General features: G+C 66.9%; 1 protein-coding gene. It reads left to right on the top strand.

The features are described 5' to 3' along the window. Window positions 1-55 precede the first annotated feature (55 nt). The gene (locus ACH4FH_RS38890; RefSeq protein WP_398560706.1) at window positions 56-1,300 is read left to right on the top strand and encodes an IS701 family transposase; all 1,245 of its coding nucleotides are present in this window, start codon (window positions 56-58) and stop codon (window positions 1,298-1,300) included. The last annotated feature ends 71 nt before the right edge of the window (window positions 1,301-1,371 follow it).

Raw genomic sequence — 1,371 nt, 5'->3', positions numbered from 1 at the left:
CTAGTACTCCAGTTAGAAATCGTTGCCTGAGCTGGTTGGTTTCGTTGTTCTGGGCATGGTGGGGGTGGATGAGGTCGGTGTGTGGGCGGCCGAGCTGGAGTCGGTGTTCGCGCGGGTGGCGGGTCGGTTCTCGCGGGTCGATCTGCGGTGGCGGATGCGGGACTACGTGCGGGGCTTGCTGGCGCCGGTGGAGAGGAAGAACGGCTGGCGGCTGGCCGAGTATGCAGGTCACCGTGGACCTGCAGGCTTCCAGCATCTTCTCAATGGTGCGTCCTGGGATGTCGACGCTCTCCGGGACGATGTGCAGCAATATGTCGCCGAGCAACTCGGTTCTCCGGACGGTGTGCTGATCGTGGACGACACTGGCTTTCTCAAGAAGGGCACGGCTTCGGCTGGTGTCCAGCGGCAGGTCTCCGGCACGGCCGGCCGCACCGAGAACTGCCAGATCGGAGTGTTCGCGGCCTATGCCTCGCCCAAGGGCCGGGCGCTGGTGGACCGGGAGTTGTATCTGCCGAAGTCCTGGACGGGCGATGCGGACCGGTGCCGGGCGGTGGGCATTCCCGAGGACCGGGGGTTCGCGACCAAGGGTGAGCTGGCACGGGCGATGATCCTGCGGGCGCTGGCCTCGCCCCTGCCGATCGCCTGGGTGACGGGCGACTGTGCCTACGGGCAGGAATGGCGCATGCGCCGCACTCTGGAAGAGGCCGGAATCGGCTACGTCCTAGCCGTGCCGAAGTCCCAGCAGCTCCATGCCCCCTTCGCACGTATCGACGACGCCATCGCCCAGGCACCGGAAGAAGCCTGGCAGCGGATTTCCTGCGGAGACGGTGCGAAGTGCCCGCGGGTCTACGACTGGGCCGCCGCCCGCCTGCCGGTCATCGACGTCTTCGACGGCGAGACGCCCACGCACCAGCGGTGGATACTGGCACGCCGCAGCGTGGCCAGGACTGATGAGTTCGCCTACTACGTCGTCTACGCGCCCAACGGCACCACGGTCATGGATCTGGTCCAGGTCGCCGGATCCCGCTGGGCGATCGAGGAAGCCTTTCAGGCCGCCAAGAACGAGTGCGGCCTTGACCAGTACGAGGTCCGCCGCTACCCGGGTTGGTACCGGCACATCACGCTGGCCATGCTCGCCCACGCCTTCCTCGCCGCCCTCGCGGCCCGAGCCGCCGAAAAGGGGGCCGCAGAAACGACACCACCAGCACCGTCCCACTCACCGTGGCAGAGATCCGGCGACTCTTGGACGTTCTCCTTCCCGACCCCAAGCCCCGCAACGGCCCAGCCATACATGCTCTGAACTGGTCCCACTGGCGCAGACGCCACCAAGCCACCGCCCGACGCTGCCACTACCGAAGAAGGAACAGCTCA

The organism is Streptomyces sp. NPDC017993 (assembly GCF_044328065.1).
In the GTDB taxonomy this organism is placed as follows: domain Bacteria; phylum Actinomycetota; class Actinomycetes; order Streptomycetales; family Streptomycetaceae; genus Streptomyces.
This window is presented reverse-complemented; position numbering and strand designations above follow the sequence as displayed.

Coding starts and splice junctions, on each gene's coding strand:
- ACH4FH_RS38890 (WP_398560706.1), top strand. CDS start 56: ATGGTGGGGGTGGATGAGGTCGGTGTGTGGGCGGCCGAGCTGGAGTCG.